The sequence below is a fragment of the Bradyrhizobium sp. KB893862 SZCCT0404 genome, from assembly GCF_018130885.1.
Classification (GTDB): Bacteria; Pseudomonadota; Alphaproteobacteria; order Rhizobiales; family Xanthobacteraceae; genus Bradyrhizobium; species Bradyrhizobium stylosanthis.
Map to the genome: position 1 here is coordinate 366,471 of NZ_JAFCLT010000008.1, position 16,820 is coordinate 383,290.

At 65.6% G+C, this 16,820-nt stretch carries 16 protein-coding genes; 7 read left to right on the forward strand and 9 right to left on the reverse strand.

Going from position 1 to position 16,820, the window contains the following annotated elements:
- Positions 1–20: 20 nt before the first annotated feature.
- The 6 genes from JQ617_RS29370 to JQ617_RS29395 form a co-directional block, all read right to left on the reverse strand.
- The gene (locus tag JQ617_RS29370; protein ID WP_212029366.1) at positions 21–1,169 is read right to left on the reverse strand and encodes an ABC transporter substrate-binding protein; all 1,149 of its coding nucleotides are present in this window, start codon (positions 1,167–1,169) and stop codon (positions 21–23) included.
- A gap of 25 nt (positions 1,170–1,194) precedes the next feature.
- Positions 1,195–2,028, reverse strand: a complete 834-nt coding sequence (locus JQ617_RS29375) for an amidohydrolase family protein (protein ID WP_212029367.1) — start codon at positions 2,026–2,028, stop codon at positions 1,195–1,197.
- A 21-nt stretch (positions 2,029–2,049) separates the two neighbouring features.
- Complete coding sequence (locus tag JQ617_RS29380; protein ID WP_212029368.1) at positions 2,050–2,892, reverse strand: shikimate dehydrogenase; 843 nt, start codon at positions 2,890–2,892, stop codon at positions 2,050–2,052.
- Between the two features lie 434 nt (positions 2,893–3,326).
- Positions 3,327–4,172 carry an SDR family NAD(P)-dependent oxidoreductase gene (locus JQ617_RS29385; RefSeq protein ID WP_212029369.1) on the reverse strand — a complete coding sequence of 282 codons (846 nt, stop codon included), beginning with the start codon at positions 4,170–4,172 and terminating at the stop codon, positions 3,327–3,329.
- 1 nt (position 4,173) lies between these two features.
- Positions 4,174–4,734 carry a carboxymuconolactone decarboxylase family protein gene (locus JQ617_RS29390; protein WP_212029370.1) on the reverse strand — a complete coding sequence of 187 codons (561 nt, stop codon included), beginning with the start codon at positions 4,732–4,734 and terminating at the stop codon, positions 4,174–4,176.
- Positions 4,712–5,410 carry a TetR/AcrR family transcriptional regulator gene (locus JQ617_RS29395; protein WP_212029371.1) on the reverse strand — a complete coding sequence of 233 codons (699 nt, stop codon included), beginning with the start codon at positions 5,408–5,410 and terminating at the stop codon, positions 4,712–4,714. The genes JQ617_RS29390 and JQ617_RS29395 overlap by 23 nt, the downstream gene beginning before the upstream one ends.
- A gap of 166 nt (positions 5,411–5,576) precedes the next feature.
- On the opposite strand from JQ617_RS29395, the gene JQ617_RS29400 reads away from it, so the two are divergent.
- From JQ617_RS29400 to JQ617_RS29420, 5 genes are all read left to right on the forward strand, one after another.
- Entirely contained in the window at positions 5,577–6,788 is a 1,212-nt protein-coding gene (locus tag JQ617_RS29400) for an ABC transporter substrate-binding protein (RefSeq protein ID WP_212029372.1), read from the forward strand.
- A gap of 3 nt (positions 6,789–6,791) precedes the next feature.
- Positions 6,792–7,685, forward strand: coding sequence for an MBL fold metallo-hydrolase (locus tag JQ617_RS29405; RefSeq protein ID WP_212029373.1), 894 nt, complete (start codon positions 6,792–6,794; stop codon positions 7,683–7,685).
- A gap of 11 nt (positions 7,686–7,696) precedes the next feature.
- Complete coding sequence (locus tag JQ617_RS29410) at positions 7,697–8,665, forward strand: Bug family tripartite tricarboxylate transporter substrate binding protein (protein WP_212029374.1); 969 nt, start codon at positions 7,697–7,699, stop codon at positions 8,663–8,665.
- A 25-nt stretch (positions 8,666–8,690) separates the two neighbouring features.
- Positions 8,691–9,230, forward strand: a complete 540-nt coding sequence (locus tag JQ617_RS29415; RefSeq protein ID WP_212029375.1) for a VOC family protein — start codon at positions 8,691–8,693, stop codon at positions 9,228–9,230.
- A gap of 92 nt (positions 9,231–9,322) precedes the next feature.
- The gene (locus tag JQ617_RS29420; protein ID WP_212029376.1) at positions 9,323–10,135 is read left to right on the forward strand and encodes a class I SAM-dependent methyltransferase; all 813 of its coding nucleotides are present in this window, start codon (positions 9,323–9,325) and stop codon (positions 10,133–10,135) included.
- A gap of 25 nt (positions 10,136–10,160) precedes the next feature.
- On the opposite strand, the gene JQ617_RS29425 is transcribed toward JQ617_RS29420, so the two are convergent.
- Positions 10,161–11,723, reverse strand: a complete 1,563-nt coding sequence (locus JQ617_RS29425; protein ID WP_212029377.1) for a L,D-transpeptidase — start codon at positions 11,721–11,723, stop codon at positions 10,161–10,163.
- A gap of 266 nt (positions 11,724–11,989) precedes the next feature.
- Entirely contained in the window at positions 11,990–13,426 is a 1,437-nt protein-coding gene (locus JQ617_RS29430; protein ID WP_212029378.1) for a lipopolysaccharide biosynthesis protein, read from the reverse strand.
- A 262-nt stretch (positions 13,427–13,688) separates the two neighbouring features.
- Between JQ617_RS29430 and JQ617_RS29435 the strand changes: the two genes are divergently transcribed.
- Both JQ617_RS29435 and JQ617_RS29440 read left to right on the forward strand, forming a co-directional pair.
- Positions 13,689–14,777 carry a glycosyltransferase gene (locus tag JQ617_RS29435; protein WP_212029440.1) on the forward strand — a complete coding sequence of 363 codons (1,089 nt, stop codon included), beginning with the start codon at positions 13,689–13,691 and terminating at the stop codon, positions 14,775–14,777.
- Positions 14,774–15,841 carry an endo-1,4-beta-xylanase gene (locus tag JQ617_RS29440; protein ID WP_212029379.1) on the forward strand — a complete coding sequence of 356 codons (1,068 nt, stop codon included), beginning with the start codon at positions 14,774–14,776 and terminating at the stop codon, positions 15,839–15,841. Before JQ617_RS29435 ends, JQ617_RS29440 begins: the two co-directional genes overlap by 4 nt.
- A 2-nt stretch (positions 15,842–15,843) precedes the next feature.
- On the opposite strand, the gene JQ617_RS29445 is transcribed toward JQ617_RS29440, so the two are convergent.
- A complete protein-coding gene (locus tag JQ617_RS29445; protein ID WP_212029380.1) occupies positions 15,844–16,794 on the reverse strand; it encodes a DUF6492 family protein in 951 nt (316 codons plus the stop codon).
- Between the last annotated feature and the right edge of the window lie 26 nt (positions 16,795–16,820).

Below are 16,820 nucleotides of genomic sequence, written 5' to 3' on the forward strand. Positions count from 1 at the left end.
GTCGGCGCGGGCGGAGATCGTCATTCCCCCTTGCCGCCCTTCAGCTTCGGCAGGGTCTCGACGATCTTCTGCTTGCCGTCGATGATCTCGGCGAGGAAGCTGGCGCGGTCGATGTCGCCGTTCTGGTCCCAGCTTGCTTCCATCAGCATGCCCGGCGCCTTGTCGGGGGTCAGCGTCAAGCCCTTCATCGCGGCGCCAAAGGCCTTGCTGTCGAACTTGCCGAGCTTCTCGGTGACGTATTTGACGAGATAGACGGCGGTGTAGCCCTTGATGCCGTTGTGGTCGGGCCGGTACTTGTAGCGTTCGCTGAACTTCTTCGTGAATTCTTCGATCGCGGGCACCGGCGCGTCGGCGGACAGGCCGACATGGCCGCGCACGCCATTGGCGGCGGGACCGGCGAGTTCGACCACCTTCTGGCTGAGCAGCGTGGTCTCGCCGAACAGCGGCGTCGACAGGCCCTGCCGCTTCGCCTCGATCAGGAAGCGGGCGCTCTCCTCTTCGTTGGTGTAGACGAACACGGCATCCGCCTTGGCGCCCTTGAGCTTGATGACGTCGGAGCCGAAATCGACATGGCCCTGCTCGGTCGAGATATCGGCGGCAATGTCGATGCTGCGCGCCTTCATCTCCTTCAGGAAATTGTCGCGACCGCCCTTGCCGAAATCGTTGTTGACCCAGACCAGGGCCACCGACTTCACCTTGAGCTTGTCGTGCAGATAGTTGGCGATCTTCGGCATCGAGAATTGCTGGCCGAACGCGGTGCGGAAGACCCAGGGATTGCCCTGCGTCGTGATGTCGGCGGCCTCGGCGCCGACGATCTGCGGAATCTCGGCGCCTTGTGTCAGCGCCATGTTGACCTTGACCGAGCCGGAATAGATCGGACCGAGCACGACATAGGGATCCTTGTCGAGCACCTTCTGCACCTGCGCGCGCGAGATGCCGGGATTGCTCTGGGTGTCCAGATGCTCGGTCTGGATCTTGCGGCCCAAGATGCCGCCGCCGGCGTTGATCTCGTCCACGGCGAGCGCGACGCCGTCGCGCCAGTTGGTGCCGGAGACGGCGCCGGGACCGGACAGCTCGATGACATCGGGAATGTAGACCGTGGTCTGCGCGCCGGCCGCGCCGGCCCAGAGCGATGCGGCGATGCCGAGCGTCCCTGCAAGATGCCTCATGATGTTCTCCTCCCCTTTGCTCTTTTTATGATCCGTCGAAGCCGAGCAGTTTTGCCGGCGTTCGCCACAACAGGCGATGCTGATCGCCCGGATCCGGGAACAGCCTAGTCAGCACCGCGAGCAGCGGCCCGTAGTCGAGCCTTTCGGGGGCGCGCAGGAACGGATAGTCCGAGCCCCAGACGCAGCGGTCGAGCGTGAAGGCCTCGACCAGCGCTGTGATGAACGGCCAGGTGTCCTCATAGGGATGCGGCGCCTGCGAGAATTTGTAATAACCGGACAGCTTGACGTGCGCGTCGCGCTCGCGGCCGATGGCGAGCAACGCCTGGAAAGCCCTGCCCTGCAGGCCCTGCGCGACCGAGGGACGGCCGCAATGGTCGAACACCAGGCGCACATCTGACTTGTCGATCAGCGGCAGCAGGTCGAGCAACTGGTCCTGCTCGACCTGGATCTGAAGGAACAGGTCGAGGCTTTTCAGCTTCTCCAGCAGCGGCGCAGCCTCGAGATAATAGCCGGCGCCGTGGAACGGCCCGTTGAAGGCGACGCCGATCACGCCGGCGGCTTTCAGCCGTTCGAGCTCCCCGATGTCGACGTCGTTCTCGACGACGGCGACGCCTTTGAAGCGGCCGCCGCCTTGCGCGAGCGTATCGAGCAGAATGCGGCTGTCGCTGCCGTAGCCAGTGTTGGTGGCCACGACCAGCGCGTGGCGGACATCGAAGGCGTCGAACACACGGAGAAGCTGCGCCGCGGGCGCGATCTCCTGTCCGCTCGGCCGGTACGGCGTGTCGGCGGAATAGGGAAAGCGAACGGGATCGATGGCGTGGATGTGGCAGTCGATCCTGGGGGATACCGGCAGCGTCATGGCGCAAAGCTCCCCGGCTGTTCAGAACGTCGCTTCGATCGCCTTGATCAGCTCGGGCGTCACCTCGGGCATGACGCCGAACCAGGCCTTGAAGGCGAGCCGGGCTTGATTGAGCAGCAGGCCGAGCCCGTTCACCGTCACGCAGCCGCGCGCGCGGGCCGCGGCGAGGAAGGGCGTTTCCAGCGGCGTGTAGATCAGATCGGCGACGAGCGTTTCCGGCCGCAGGCGCGACAGGTCGATCTCCAGCGCATCCTTGCCGACCATGCCGCGATCGGTGCAGTTGACGAGCAGCGCGACATCGCCGAGCGCCGCGCCGCGATCGCCCCACGCAACCGTGCTGACTGCGGAGCCGAATTCCCTTGCTATCGCCTCGGCCTTCTCGGCGGTGCGGTTGGCGATGCGGATCTCGCGCGCGCCGTTTTCGAGCAGCGCGACGACCACCGCGCGCGAGGCGCCGCCCGCCCCCAGCAGCAGGATCGGCCCGGCATCGCCGCGCCAGTCCGCTTTGGCGTCGCGCAGGCTCTGCACGAAGCCGTTGCCGTCATTGTTGAAGCCGGAGAGCGTGCCGTCGGCTTCGACAACGATGGTGTTGACCGCGCCGATGCGTTTTGCGGTTTCGTTGACGCGGTCGAGCAGCGGCATCGCCGTCTGCTTGTGCGGCATGGTCACGTTGCAGCCACGGAAGCCGAGCGCGATCAACCCATGAAGCGCATCCTCGAGCCGCTCCGGCTTGACCGCGAGCGGCACATAGGAACCGCGGATGCCGTGCGCTTTCAGCCAGTAATTATGAATGACCGGCGAGCGCGAATGCGCCACGGGCATGCCGATGACGCCCGCCAAGCCAAATCCGTCCGCCTGCGACATGCTGCGCTTCCCGTCCTTGTCACGCGACCATTTTATTTGGTCATTTGTCCAAGACAATTAGAAGGAATGGCTAGAAGGTGCAATGTGAATCTGGGGGTGGCTGCGCCGCGAAAAATGGGACCGCTTGCCACCTCATTCGTTCCACGAACGAGACGTCATCCTGAGATGCGCGCTCTTGCGCGCCTCGAAGGATGGGCTGCAGGCGCGCTCGTGGCCCATCCTTCGAGGCTCATCTTGCGATGCGAATTCATCGCAAGGTGGGCGCCTGCAGCGACAACCGCTTCGCGGCTGCGCGGGGATGACGTCGGTGGGTGGAATGAGGACCGCCCGGCGCGTAGCAGTCGTAGCCCGCATGAGCGAAGCGACATGCGGGAGCAGCGTCCCGGATATCGCTTCGCTCATCCGGGCTACAAAGCTGGCGAACGACGTTCGCCTTACATCCCGCTCAGGCCGCTATCCACCGCGAGAGTCTGCGCGGTGACGTAGACGCTTTCGTCCGACAGGAAGAACAGCACGGCGTAGGCGATCTCCCACGCGGTCGCCTGCCGGCCGAAGGGGACGTGGCCCTTGCCGCGGTTGGGCCGGCCGGCGCCGGCTTCGCGGCCGTTGGGGGTGTCGACGAGGCCGGGATAGACGAGGTTGGCGCGGATGCCGCGGCGCGATCCGAGATGAGCGATGTTGCGCATCAGGCCGCCGAGCGCGGCTTTCGATGAATCATACACCGCCATCTGCGATCCCGCCTTCAGCGCGGCGATCGAGGAGATGAAGACGACCGAGCCGCCGTTGTCGAACTTTGGCAGCCCTGCGCGGCAGCACAGCATGGGGCCGCGAACGTTGACGTCGTAGATCTTGTTCCACTCCTCGGGGCTGACATTGTCGAGCCCGGTCTTTCCAAAAGTGCCGATGTTCAGCACCATGCCGTCAAGCCCGCCCATGGCGCGATGCGCCTCGTCGATCATGCGCTGCACGTCAGCCTCCGACGTGACATCGGCCGTGATCGCAAAGCCCTCACCGCCCTCATCGGTGATGTGCTTGACGGTCTGCTGCGCGGAGGCGTGGTTGAGGTCGGCCACCGCAACCTTCGCACCTTCGCGTGCGCAAAGGATGCTCATGGCGCGGCCGTTGCCGATGGGATCGGTGGCCGCGTCGAACACGCGCTGGCCGCCGCCGACGATCAGGATGCGGCGTCCCTTCAGGCGCCCCCTGCCCGGCGCTTCGCCCAGCGACTCCGCACTGGGCGGCCGAACATAGCGCTCCGGCTTGCTCTCGGTTTCGCTCATCTCAGCCGGCCGACTTCTTGCCGCCGTCATAGACCTTCATGCCGGCCGCGGGATCGAGATCGGTCTCGGTCGCCTCGGTGAGGCGCGCCATCATCATGTAGAAGCCGAGCGCGACGATGGATTCGACGATCTCCTGCTCGCTGAAATGCTCTCGTGCGGCGGCGAAGGTCGGCTCGGACACGCGGACGTTCTCGACGACCTCGCGGCCGAACTTCAGCAAGGCGCGCTCGGCCTCGTTCAATGCGGCGGCATCGTAGTCCGCGCGCTCGACCGCATCGATCTGGCCCTGCGTGCAGCCGACGCCGAGCGCGATCGGCACGTGCTGGCGCCATTCATAGGCGCCGCCCTCGAGCTGCGCGGCCTGCAGGATCAGCAGCTCGCGGTTGACCGCGGACAGCTTCTGCTTGTGCAGGATCGAATTGCCGAGCCGCATCGCCGGGATCATGTTGGCCTCGGCATGGGCCATCATGCGGAAGATGTTGAGCTTGACCGGCATGCGGTCGAACGAGGCGCGGATATCGCCGCTCGTCGTCTCCGGATCAATCAGGGGCAGCCTTGCCACGCGTTTCTCCCTTGGGCTTTCGTTTCTTGTTGCCGGTGTCGTTGCCTGCCGCGATCAGCGACAGGAAGAAGGCGAGATAGCGGTCGATCGCCTCGATCACCTTCGGCCGTGGCGAGGGCGCCGCGCCCATCACGTAATGCTCGAGGCGGATATAGATGAGACCGGCCGCGAACAACCGCGCGGTCTCGCGCGGATCCGGCGTCGAGATCAGGCCGGCAAGCGCGAAGCCGCGGAAGTAATCCGTCATCATGCTCTGCTCGCGCGCGTAGAAATGGTCGGCGAACTTGGCGCGGATGCCGGGCACACGGTTACGCTCGGCGGTGATGACCTTCTGGAACTGGTGCTCGCGCGGATCGGACCATTGCTCGACGAGGTCGAGCGCGAACTGCCGGCAGAACGCGGCGGGCTGGCGCGCGAGCTGCTTGTAGCGCGCTTCTTCCAGACGGCTCGCCGAGCTTGCGGGGCCGTGCTCGCTGACGATCGCTTCCAGGATCGCCGCCTTGCCGGAAAAATGGTTGTAGAGGCTGCTTTCGCGGATGCCGACGCGGCGTGCCAGCTCGCGCATCGAGGCGCCGCCATAGCCGCTCTGTGCGAACAGATTGAGCGCCTCGGTGAGGATGCGCTCCCGCGTCGTGGGCGCAGCCGCTTCCGCCGCGCTGGAGGTGTGGACAGCCATACGACTTGACTAACGAACGATCGTTCGCTAGTCAACCGTACGAACGATCGTTCGTTTCGCCAGTCTGGCGGCAACGGTCGCCGCCCGCAAGCCTGCTTCGGGCGCTGTTCTCGCGTTTCAACTCCGCCCTCAGAGAGGCGGAGAGCAATCTTGGGGAGACGACGTCATGGCGCGCTTTGCCCGCCTTCGCCTTCGTGCGGCCTGCATCCTGCTGCCATTGCTCGCGGCCGGCGCTGCCTCCGCCCAAACCGCCAAATACGATCCCGGCGCCGACGACAAGACCATCAAGATCGGCACCACCGCGCCGCTGAGCGGCCCGGTCTCGGCCTTCGCGCAGATCGCGAAATCCGCGGAAGCCTATTTCCGCAAGGTGAACGACGACGGCGGCGTCAACGGGCGCCGCATCCAGATGATCATCGCGGACGACGCCTACAGCCCGCCGAAGACGGTGGAGCAGACGCGCAAGCTGGTCGAGAGCGACGAGGTGCTGCTGATCTTCGGCGGCGTCGGTACGCCGACCAACAGCGCCGTGCACAAATATCTCAACGACCGCAAGGTGCCGCAACTCTTCCTCGGCTCGGGCGCGGCGAAGTGGGACGACCCCAGGAATTTTCCGTGGACCGTCGGCTGGCAGCCGACCTATCGCGACGAGGCGATCGCCTATGCCAAGTTCATCAAGACCAGCCACGCCAATGCGAAGATCGGCGTGCTCTACCAGAATGACGATCTCGGCAAGGACTATCTGAAGGCGCTCGAGGAAGGCCTGGGCAGCGGCGAGGCGATCGTCGCACGTGCGGCCTATGAGACGTCCGCGCCGACGGTGGACACGCAGATACTGCAGCTGAAGACAGCGGGCGCCGATGTCGTGCTGGTGGCGGCGACGCCGAAATTCGCGGCGCAGGCGATCCGCAAGATCGGCGAGATCGGCTGGAAGCCGGTGACCATCATCTCCAACGTCTCGGCCTCGATCAGCGGCGTGCTGGAGCCCGCCGGCAAGGACAATTCCACCGGCGTCATCTCCAGCCAGTACCTCAAGGACGCGACCGATCCTGGGAACAAGGACGATGCCGGGTACAAGGAATGGCTGGCGTTCATGGACAAGTACCTGCCGGACGCCAACAAGAGCGACTGGCTCAACGTCTATGGCTACACAATCGCGCAGACGCTGGTGACGGTGCTCAAAGCCTCCGGCAACGACCTCACCCGCGCCAATGTGATGAAGCAGGCGACCAGCCTGAAGGACGTGCGCCTGCCGATGCTGATCAACGGCACGGCGGTGAACAACTCGCCGGAGCGCTATACGCCGATGACCAGCCTGCAGCTGATCCGGTTCGACGGCACGCGCTGGGTGCCGTTCGGCGATCTCCTGAAGAACTGAAGCATGCGGCAGGTCACAATCGGCAGCATGCGGGTCGATCTCGTCAGCGAAATCCCAGCACTTGCGTTCGACAAGACCTGGCTGTTCGCCAACGTCACCGACGCCGTGATCGCGGAGAACCGGAGCTGGCTCGATCACCGCTATATCGAGCCGGAGACCGGCCGCTTCATCCTCAGCCATCACTCCTATCTCGTCCGCACGCCGCGCTGGACGGCCATCGTCGACACCTGCTGCGGTAACCACAAGAAGCGGCCGCGTGTGCCGGTGTGGAACGATCTCAACCAGCCCTATCTGGAAAACATGCGGGCGCTGGGCGTGAAGCCCGAAGAGGTCGACTTCGTGATGTGCACGCATCTGCATGTCGATCATGTCGGCTGGAACACGCGTCTCCTCGACGGCCGCTGGGTGCCGACCTTTCCGAACGCGCGCTATCTGATGGGGCGCGAGGAGTACCGGCACTTCGAGGCCGCGCACAATGCCGCGCCGAAGAGCCCGGTCAACCACGGTTCGTTCGCGGATTCCGTGCTGCCGGTGGTCGCCGCGGGCCTCGCCGAACTCGTCGAAACCGACCATCGCCTGTTCAGCGATCGTGACGCGGCCCTGCGCTTCGCGCCGGCGCCCGGCCACACCGCCGGCAACATGCAGATCCATCTCAATGGCGGCCACGATCACGCTGTCATGTCCGGCGACGTCATCCACCATCCGATCCAGTGTGCCGCACCGTGGCTGTCCAATGCCGCCGATGTCGATCCGGCCGCCGCGGTCGCGACGCGCATGGCGCTGCTTGAAGAACTCGCGGACACGCCAAGCTATCTGCTCACCGGCCATTTTCCGGCACCGACCGCAGGCCGCGTTATCAGGCACGGCGATGCCTACAGATTTCGTTTCGAAGATTAGGGAATGCCAACATGATGCTGCGCACCGTCACGCTTTCGCTTTTCGCCTTGCTGTCGGCCACGCTGCCGTCCCGCGCGGAGGATCCCGCCGCCTATCCCACGCACAAGATCAAGATGCTGCTGCCCTACGCGGCCGGCGGCGGCGGCGACGTGGTCGGGCGGCTGCTGGCAGACAAGATGGGCAAGACGCTCGGACAGAGCATTTATATCGAGAACCACACGGGAGCGGCCGGCACGCTCGGCACGCAGATGGTCGCGGCATCGCCGAATGACGGCTACACCATCACCGTCGGCGGCATGACCACGCATGTGCTGGCGCCCGCGATCTATCCAAAGCTGCCCTACGATTCGATCAAGGACTTCACGACCATCGGCCGTGTCGGCGTCTCCTCGATCATCCTGGTGGCGACCAAGGATTTTGCCGCCAACGACATCAAGGGCCTGATCGCGCTCGCCAGGAAGGGCGAGCCGGTCCAGTACGGCAGCTGGGGCGTCGGCTCGACCGGGCAGTTCTGCGCGGAGATCCTGATGCAGCAGACCGGAATCAAGATGGAGCACGTGCCGTTCAACGGCATCGCCAAGCTGGCCGGCGACCTGCTCGGCGGCCACATCTCGCTCGCGACGCTGGACGTTGCGACCGCAACGCCGCTGGTGAAGGACGGCTCGATCAAGGCGCTGGCCGCCTGCGGCGAGCGCTCGCCGAGCCTGCCCGATGTCGCCAGCTACAAGGAGCAGGGCGTGCAGTTCGACCGCAGCCTGTCCTGGGCGATGTATGCGCCCGCGGGGCTGGCGCCGCCGGTCGCGCAAAAGCTGTCGGCCGCACTGAAGGACGCGCTCGGCGATGCCGAGGTGAAAGAGAAGCTGTTGAAGCTCGGCATCACGCCGCAATTCGTCACGGGCGAGGAGCAGCGCGATATCAACGCGCGCGACATCGCGGCCTGGAAGCACGTTGCCAAGGACGCCGGCATCGAGGTGAAATGAGCAAGCAGACAATGGGAGCGCGGGCATGAGCCGCATCTTCGGCGCGGTGCGCCAGAACGGATATGTGGTGCGGGACATCCACGCTGCGATGAAGCACTGGATCGAGGTGATGGGCGTCGGCCCCTGGTACTACATGGACCGGGTCAAGACCGACTGGTTCCGCCATCGCGGCCGGGATTCCGCCGTCGAGATGAGCATCGCGCTGGCCAATTCCGGCGATCTCCAGATCGAGCTGATCCAGCAGCGCAACGACGCGCCGTCGCTGTACAAGGAATTCCTGGACGCCGGGCACGAAGGCCTGCAGCACATGTCGTATTGGAGCCACGACTACCAGGCGCTCTACGACAAGGCACTCGGGCTCGGCTACAGGATCGGCCACGAGGGCCAGATCGGCGGCGACAAGGGACGGTTTGCCTATTTCGACACGCAAGCGCATCCGGGCACGATCATCGAGATCTCCGACATCAGCGGCACCAAGGGCCCGTTCTTCGAGAAGGTCCGGCAGGCGGCGTTGAGCTGGGACGGCACGCGGCCGATCCGCGAGGTCGGCGGCTCGCGACAATAGCGCCGGTGGCCGGCAGGATCGCGCCCTCGCTGGCGCCAGCGGGAAACCATGCTAATTTGCGGCCTCGCGTCCGAACCTGCAGCGAGGCAAGCATGTCCAGCACTGACAAGGTTTTCGCCGGCTCGATTCCAAAGCTCTACGACGAATATCTGGTTCCGATGATCTTCTCCGTCTATGCGGAGGACCTCGCAAGGCGCATTGCGGCCCGCTCGCCTTCCGTGCTGCTCGAAATCGCGGCGGGAACCGGCGCCGTGACGCGCGCGGTCGCGGCGGCGCTGCCGCGCGGGGTTCGTTACGTCGCGACCGACCTGAACGAGCCGATGCTCGCGGTCGCCGCGCAGCGCCAGGCGGACGATGATCGCATCACCTGGCGCCAGGCGGACGGAATGGCCCTGCCCTTCGGCGCCGCCGAGTTCGACGTGGTGTGCTGCCAGTTTGGCGCGATGTTCTTTCCGGACCGCGTCAAGGCCTACGGCGAGATGAAGCGCGTCCTCAAGCCGGACGGCACGTTCGTGTTCAATGTCTGGGATCGCATCGAGGACAACGAGGTCACGGCCGAGGCAACGGCCGCGCTCGGCAGGATGTTTCCCGACGACCCGCCCCGCTTCATGATCCGGACGCCGCACGGCTATCACGACAAGGCCGTCATCCGATCCGATCTCGAACGCGCGGGCTTCCGCGACATCAGCATCGAAACCCGAACCGAGATCAGCCGCGCGCCGTCGGCCGAATACGTCGCGATCGCACTCTGCCAGGGCACGCCGCTGCGCAGCGAGATCGAGGCGCGGGATGCGAGCAGGCTGCAGGCCGCGACCGATATCGTCGCCGAGGCGATCCGGACGCGCCACGGGTCCGGACCGGTCGAGGGCAAGATCCAGGCGATCGTGATCGAGGCGCGCCGCTAGCGCCGGGCATCAGCCCGGTCGCGCGCTACCACCAGCTCCGCTGCATCGGCTGCGTCGACTGGAAATACTGGTACTGGCCGCGCTGGCGGCGCGGATTGGCCGGCTGCACGTATGGATCGCGCTGCTGGTAGAAGAACCCGAAGCCGTTGCCGCCATTGTCCCAGCCGTCGTCGCTGGCAACGTCCATCGGAGGCGCGGTCGGCTTGCGCGTGATGAAGCCGCCCTGGGGTTGGTGGCTCAGCACCGCGACGAACTCGGTGCGGTAGTTGGTCTCGGCGCTCAGCGGCTCGTCGGAGATGATGATCGACGAGCGCGGCAGCGCGGTCGGCCCGATGCGATCCCAGACGTCCTGCGGGATGGTGATGCGGTCGAGCGCGTTCTTGGCGTCGTCGCCGCTGTCGATCGTGACCACGCTCCAGCGCAGGCCCGCGTCGGACCTCGCCATCGCCGTGAAGATATGCGTTCCGAGCGGCTGGTCGGGATTGCGGATGGTGACAGGCACCTCGATGCTGGTGTCGAACACCTCGCCGCCGCCATCCGGCGCCGGCTTGTGGGTGTTCCGCCGCACGTAAAGCTTCTGCGTCGCGCGGCTGATATAGACCGACACCGGCTCGAGCGCGAGCTTGGCATCGGTCGCGGCCTTCACAGCATCGGCCTTCTTCGTCGCGGCCACCTTCGCCGCCTCTTTCGTCGCGGCGACGGCGTCGCGCTTCGGCTGCGCGGCGGCCTTGGCGGCATCGAGCTGCGTCGTCGCATCCGCGGCCTTCGCGGCCGCCTTCTGCTTCAGCTCCTCGGCCTTGGCGCGGGCCTGGTCGGTCTTTGCGTTTGCAAGCGTCTTGTCGGCGAAGGCAAGCTCGGCATCGGCGCGGGACTTCTGCTGCTCCAGCTTGCGCAGCGACGCCGGAAGCGAAGCCGCCTCCTTCGCGGCCGCGGCCGCCGCCTTCTTGGCCTCGTCGGAGGCCCGCGTGGCTTCGTCGGCTTCGTATGAGAGCTTGTCGGCCCGGCTCGGCACCGCCGCGATGGCCTCCCGCTTCGGCACGAACAGCGAGGGATGCGAAAAATCGGCCGGCGCGGCGTCGTTCGGCGAGATGATCACGCGCATGCCGATGTTGGTCTTGTCGAACAAATTCTCGGCGAAGCCGAACGGCATGCGCACGCAACCGTGCGAGGCGGCATAGCCGGGCAGCGGGCCGCCATGCAGCGCGATGCCGTTCCAGGTGATGCGCTGCATGTGCGGCATCCAGGCATCGTCATACATGGTCGAGCGGTGATCCCGGTCCTTCTCGACGATGGCGAAGACGCCAGCGGGCGTCTCGCGCCCGGTGGTGCCGGTCGAGACCGGCGCGCGCAGGATCCAGCCCTCGGCGTCATAGAAGGTGACCTGCTGGCTCTTGATCGACACGATCGCCATGATCGGCTCGCCGGCCTCGCGCTGCGCCACCTGCTCGGCCACCTGGCGTGTCTGCTTGGCGGCGGTCGCCGGGCCCAGCGCCGCGAATGCGACCATTGCGGCCAATGTCACAATTCCGGGAGGCCCCCAACGCCGCATCGCCACGGTGGATCGCGCCGTTGTCTTCAGGTTTTTCATGCCATCCTCGGTCGAAATGCCAGTCCGCGCGTCCGGTCAAATGTCAGATTGCGACCTCTAAATTAAGAAATCACAGCCGCCATACGTTCCGTCTGTGGCGAGATTCGGCCCGTTCCGGCGGCCAATCTCTCATATACGACCGCCCGCACGGGCGGAAGGGCGGCCGGGGCCATGGCTGGTCCGGAGCTGGCGGTCTTCCGCTGCGGCACAATGTCCGGGGACCGGTGGCGGAGCAGTGCAGCAAGCCCCCTGCCCGACGGCGGTAGCTAAGCGCCGACCGCCTTCCGGTTGAAGCGGCTCAGGAAACGGAGCGACAGGGTGCGGACATTGGCGACGTTGAGCAGCCAGGCCGCAGCCACATAGGCGAACCCGCCCGCGAGACTCACCACGGTCAGCGAAATGAAGCCGGTACCGTCGACCTGCGATCGCGCCAGCAGGATCGCGGCCGCCATCACCGCGGCGGAAGCGGCGACGCCGGCGAGCCGGCTCGCCTCGAACGGCACGGGATGGGCCCGGTGCATCAGGACGATTGCGACGACGAGGCCGATCGCCTCGGTCGCGAGCGTTGCGAGCGCCGCGCCATAGAGCCCGTAGCCCGCCACCAGTGCGAACATCAGGGCGACGCTCACCACCAAGGTCAGGAACGACTGGGCCGCCAGCATAAAGGGCCGCTCGGCAAGCTGGAAACTGATCTGGACGTAGAACTGGTTGGCGATGCCGAAGAAGCGGGCGAGCACCAGGGTCGGCAACAGCGCCGACACGCCGGCCCGGAAGTCGACGCCGACGAGCGTGCCCGCGACCTGGTCGGTTGCGAGCGCCAGCCAGATCGCGACCGGCGCGACGACCACGAGCAGCAGCTCGAGACTCTCGCTCAGCCGCTCGCGCGTGACCTCGTTGTTCTTCTCCGACAGCGACCGGAACACCAAGGGCACGGTCGCAGCCGCGACGCTGGAGGCGATCATCACCATGAACTGGCGCGGCAGGTCGGCGGCGACGCCGAAGATGCCGGCGGCATCCTTGCCGAGGAGATACGCGACGATGAGACGGTCGCAGCTCGAGTACAGCGCGACCGAGAGGCCGGCCAGCGTCAGCGGCAGGCCGTAGCGCGCGAGCTGCATGAACTGGCTGCGCTCGAAGCGCGCGATCCTGGTGCGGTCGCCGACGAGATTGAGGATGATGCCGGCGAGCGAGCCGAGACCAAACGCGGCGAGCAGGCCGATGCCGCCCCAGCCGAGCCAGATGCCGGCGAGGCCGAAGCCCACGCTCGACACGCTGCGCACGATCGAGATCGCCGCGAAGCGATAAGGCCGCAGCTTGGCGCGCTCGAACTCCTGGCCGACATCGACCGCATTGGCCATGATCGCGACGAACATGCTGGCGAGCAGCAGCCCGACGCTGACATCGCTGCGGAACAGGAACACCAGCGGCGTGGTGGCGCAAAGCACCGCAACCGTCAGGCCGAAGGCGACCATCGCCGTGCCGCGGAAGTCCACCTCCGCCGACATCGCCTGATAGCGCGAGACCGACAGCTTGATCCAGGCAAAGAAGATCGCGCCGAGAATGCCGGCAAGGCTGATGCCGACGACATAGACGCCGTACTCCGCCGGGCTCAGCAGCCGCGTGTAGGCGGTGACCGCGAAGAAGCCCACCGCCGCCGGCAGGATGTAGGCCACCAGATAGATCGAGAAATGGCGGTTCAGCATGCGAGCCCGGGACCGGCGGCGTCTTGATGATTAACGGAGCGTTAAAGCAATTGGCCTTTGCTGCGGCATCCGCAACTCACCGCCAGCGCCGGCCAAGATAGTCGCATATGCCTGCAAATCGGATTGCGAATGAAACGTGCCGGCGGTTATCGCGCGTTAGCGTTAAATTTGCCCTGTCCTTGAAGCGACCGTCGGGATCACAGAAAAGAAGCAATAATATCAGAAGGTCGCCCGACCCCTCCGATGCGTGGACGTGACTGACATGGACGTTGCCGAACGAACGCGGGCGCACCCGACCTCCCGGCCGCATGGCGGCACCGACGCTCCGCTGGTTCCGGCGGATTTCGGCACGCAAAGGCGCGAGAGAATGGTCCTCAACCTCTTCTTCGAAGAGCGGGACGACCGCTGGTTTCCCGGTGACCGCCACATCCGGCCGCTGCTGCGGCGGCTCGTCAAGGGCGAGTCCTTCATCAGCGGGCAGCGGCGCGTGCTCCTCAATCTGTGCGCCGGCCTCGACCGGCTCGGCATCCGCTATCGCGTCAACGACTATCGCTACATCCAGAAGCACCCGGAGGAACTCGCCTGCATCATCGGGCGGCCGTTCGTGCTCGACTGGTTCAAGTGGAAGAACCCGCTCCTGCTCGGCGTCGCCATGTATGACCACCCGGTCGATGCGCCGGAGCGGCTGAACGAGCTGCAGGTGAAGCGCGTGCTGGTGCCGTGCGCCTGGTATGCCGACATGTTCCGTCCGCACTGGCCCCATGTCGACGCCTGGCCCGTCGGCATCGACACCGACTTGTGGACGCCGACGCCGGCCGACCGCAAGAGCGTGGACGTGCTACTCTACGACAAGGTCCGCTGGGACTACGACCGATATGAGCCCGACCTGATCGAGCCGATCCGCCGGCATCTCGAGGCCAGCGGCCGCACGGTCGAGGTGATCCGCTACGGTCACTACAAGGAAGCCGACTACAAGGCGGCGCTGGCGCGTTGCCGCAGCATGATCTTCCTGTGCGAGCACGAGAGCCAGGGCATCGCATGCCAGCAGGCGCTGTCGAGCGGCGTTCCCGTCTTCGCGTGGGACCGCGGCGGGCCATGGCAGGACCCGAAGTATTTTCCGCACAAGGTGCAGTACGAAGGCGGCGTGTCCTCGGTGCCCTATTTCGACGCGCGCTGCGGCATGACCTTCACCGATGCGGCCGGCTTCATTTCCGGCTGGAGCGCGTTCTGGTCGCATGTGAGCGCCGGCGATTTCGCGCCGCGCGACTATGTGGTCGAGAACCTGACGCTCGAGAAGGGCGCGCTGCACTATTACGAGATCGCGGAAGCTGCGATGCAGCGTCACGCGTGACGCGGCTCGACCGGCGCCAGTTTCTCCTCGGCAGCGCCGCAACGCTCGCGGCCGGCGCCTCCGCATCAGCCCTCCCGGCCTCGAAACTCGCTCAGCGCCGTCAGGGTTTTGGCGCAGCGGCCACGCTCTGGGACCTGCAAGCCGATCCCAGGCTCGGCGAAGCCATCAGCACCTATTGCACGCAGGTGGTGCCGGTGCTCGAGCTGAAATGGCCGATGCTGCGGCCGGACGCGCACACCTTCGCCTTCGAGCGTGCCGATGCGATCCTGGATTTTGCGCGGGCGAACGATCTGACGATGCGCGGGCACACGCTCGCCTGGTATCACGACATTCCGGACTGGACCAAGCAGATCAAGGATAGCAAGGGCGTCGAGCGCGCCTATCTCGACCACATCGGCACTGTCGTGTCCTATTACAAGGACAAGCTGACGTCGTGGGACGTCGTCAACGAGCCGATCCCGGACAATCCAAAGGGGATCAGCGACCGGCGCGATACGTTCTGGGCTCAACATCTCGGAAAAAACTGGATTCCGTTGGCCTTCCGTACCGCGGCCGCGGCCGATCCGTCCGTCAAGCTCGCGATCAACGAATACGACATCGAGTCGGCCAAGGACTCCTTCATCGCCAAGCGCGCGGCCTATCGCAACCTGATCATGGAGCTGCTCGACCAGGGCATTCCCTTGCATGCGGTCGGGCTGCAATCGCACCTGCATGCCGAGCTCGAGATCGACACGCATGGCCTTGCCGAATTCGTCACCGAGCTGCGCTCCTGGGGCCTCGAGGTGTTCGTCACCGAGCTCGACGTCGACGACCAGAAGCTGACGGGCAGTCCCGCCGAGCGCGACGCCATCGTCGCCAAGCGGGTCGACGATCTGCTGACCGCGATCTCGGCCAGCGGACCGGTGCGCTCGATCCTGACCTGGGGCCTCTCGGACCGCTACAGCTGGATCAACGGCACCTTCGCCCGCAAGGACAAGCAGCCGAACCGGCCCTTGCCGCTCGACGGCGAGTTCAAGCCGAAGCCGTTCATGGACGTCATCAGCAAGTTCACCAGGGACGCCTGAGTCTAGCGCGTCTTCGGCGTCTCGAACGCGGGTGTGTCCCCCATGTGGTCCGGAGACAGGCTCGGGCTCCGGCGATCGCGCGAGCTGAGGCGGAAGACGTCGCGGATGTCGTCGATCGAGGTCGACGAATAGGACTGGATGCAGAGCGCGACCTGCTCGGGCGAAGCAGCATGCATCAGCGCTTCGATCGCCGGACGATCGAGGGGCGTGTCGTCCCAGTGCGAGACGGCGACGCTGTCTTCAGTGACCCGATGTCTCGCCAGATACTCCGGCGAATTGGCGACGAAGTTGCCGTAGAGCAGATATTCGGAGAACTTCTTCTTCCGGCACAGCGCCAGGGTCCAGTTCAGGCCCGTCGCCGATTTGATGGCGTCGGTCATCGCGCGCGCGGCGTCCTTGTCCCAGACCAGCGCATTGCCGACATAGTCGTCGGCCGGGAATGCGCGCTCCTTGACGCCGAGAAGCTGATCGACGGTGCGCAGCCACAGCACATGCAAGGGGTGGCCGGCGTCGATCCCCCTGGGCGTCACGAATAGCGGCGTCTTCTCGCCGCCGGCATATTGGCCGACGTCGAATTCGCGGAAGAACAGATTGTCCGAATCCAGGATGCAGACCCGCTGCTCGGGCGCATTGAGGACGCCGGCGATCTTCAGGATCTGCTGGATGTGCCAGCCATGCACGGGCGAGGACAGCAACGATAGCCAGACCCGCCGCTTGCTGATGAACTGGAGCGCCGGCGGCAGCGCGAACAGCCATTTCGGCAAGTAACGCGAAGCCGGAACGATGACGCGCTTGTCGGACGCAAAGCGCTCGAACAGCGGCACGTCCTCATCGTTAACGAGAACATAATGCCGCGTGTATCCCGTCAGCCAGGTGTCGATGCTTTCGCTGAGCAGCGAAAAGCGCTCGATATCCTTGGCGTAGCTGGCGGTCAGCAGGGCAACGGAATGCATGGGCGCGCTCGCATGGCGATCAGGCC

What these genes read in the sequence shown, in the direction of transcription:
- JQ617_RS29370 (WP_212029366.1), bottom strand. Translation starts at nt 1,169, where the DNA reads ATGAGGCATCTTGCAGGGACGCTCGGCATCGCCGCATCGCTCTGGGCC.
- JQ617_RS29375 (WP_212029367.1), bottom strand. Translation starts at nt 2,028, where the DNA reads ATGACGCTGCCGGTATCCCCCAGGATCGACTGCCACATCCACGCCATC.
- JQ617_RS29380 (WP_212029368.1), bottom strand. Translation starts at nt 2,892, where the DNA reads ATGTCGCAGGCGGACGGATTTGGCTTGGCGGGCGTCATCGGCATGCCC.
- JQ617_RS29385 (WP_212029369.1), bottom strand. Translation starts at nt 4,172, where the DNA reads ATGAGCGAAACCGAGAGCAAGCCGGAGCGCTATGTTCGGCCGCCCAGT.
- JQ617_RS29395 (WP_212029371.1), bottom strand. Translation starts at nt 5,410, where the DNA reads ATGGCTGTCCACACCTCCAGCGCGGCGGAAGCGGCTGCGCCCACGACG.
- JQ617_RS29400 (WP_212029372.1), top strand. Translation starts at nt 5,577, where the DNA reads ATGGCGCGCTTTGCCCGCCTTCGCCTTCGTGCGGCCTGCATCCTGCTG.
- JQ617_RS29405 (WP_212029373.1), top strand. Translation starts at nt 6,792, where the DNA reads ATGCGGCAGGTCACAATCGGCAGCATGCGGGTCGATCTCGTCAGCGAA.
- JQ617_RS29410 (WP_212029374.1), top strand. Translation starts at nt 7,697, where the DNA reads ATGATGCTGCGCACCGTCACGCTTTCGCTTTTCGCCTTGCTGTCGGCC.
- JQ617_RS29415 (WP_212029375.1), top strand. Translation starts at nt 8,691, where the DNA reads ATGAGCCGCATCTTCGGCGCGGTGCGCCAGAACGGATATGTGGTGCGG.
- JQ617_RS29420 (WP_212029376.1), top strand. Translation starts at nt 9,323, where the DNA reads ATGTCCAGCACTGACAAGGTTTTCGCCGGCTCGATTCCAAAGCTCTAC.
- JQ617_RS29425 (WP_212029377.1), bottom strand. Translation starts at nt 11,723, where the DNA reads ATGAAAAACCTGAAGACAACGGCGCGATCCACCGTGGCGATGCGGCGT.
- JQ617_RS29430 (WP_212029378.1), bottom strand. Translation starts at nt 13,426, where the DNA reads ATGCTGAACCGCCATTTCTCGATCTATCTGGTGGCCTACATCCTGCCG.
- JQ617_RS29435 (WP_212029440.1), top strand. Translation starts at nt 13,689, where the DNA reads ATGGACGTTGCCGAACGAACGCGGGCGCACCCGACCTCCCGGCCGCAT.
- JQ617_RS29445 (WP_212029380.1), bottom strand. Translation starts at nt 16,794, where the DNA reads ATGCATTCCGTTGCCCTGCTGACCGCCAGCTACGCCAAGGATATCGAG.